This is a genomic window from Pseudomonas sp. PDM16, assembly GCF_014851865.1.
In the GTDB taxonomy this organism is placed as follows: domain Bacteria; phylum Pseudomonadota; class Gammaproteobacteria; order Pseudomonadales; family Pseudomonadaceae; genus Aquipseudomonas.
On sequence record NZ_JACVAM010000030.1, the window covers coordinates 1 to 499 of the forward strand.

Annotated in this window: 1 protein-coding gene; it reads right to left on the minus strand. The window is 50.9% G+C overall.

Features of this window, described 5'->3' with window-relative positions; translation table 11 throughout:
• The coding region (locus IB234_RS24530) for a hypothetical protein (RefSeq protein ID WP_192322326.1) at positions 1 to 499 on the minus strand (499 nt) is incomplete at both ends.

A 499-nucleotide genomic window follows, 5' to 3' on the forward strand; every position in this document is an offset into this window, starting at 1 on the left:
GAATACCCCCTTTCTCCCTCCCCTCCCTTTCTTCTCTTCTTTTCTCTTTCTTCTTCTTTCTTTTTCCCTCTTTCTTCTCCTCTTTTCCTTTTTTTCTCTTTCTTCTTCTTTTCCTTCTCCCCTCTTCCCTCTCTTTTCCCCTTCTTTCTTCTTTTCTTTTCTCCTCTCCTTCTCCCTCTCCCCTTTCTTCCTCCTTTTTCTTCTCTTCCTTCTTTCTCCCCCTTTTTCCTCCCTCTTCCCTTTCCTTTCCTTCTTTTCCCCTCTCTTCCTCCCTTTTTCCCTCCTTTCTCCTTCTTTCCTTTTTTCTCTCCCCTCCCTTCCTTCCTCTCCCCTCTCTTCTCTCCCCTCTTCCCCCCCCTCCCCTTCTCTTTTCTTTCCTCCTTCTCCCTCTCCTCCCTCCCCCCTCCTCCCCCTCTCTCTCTCTCCCCTCTCCCCCTCCTCTCCTCCGCTGTTATCCGCAAGATCACCGAGCTGACCGCCGCGCAGAACGTCATCACCA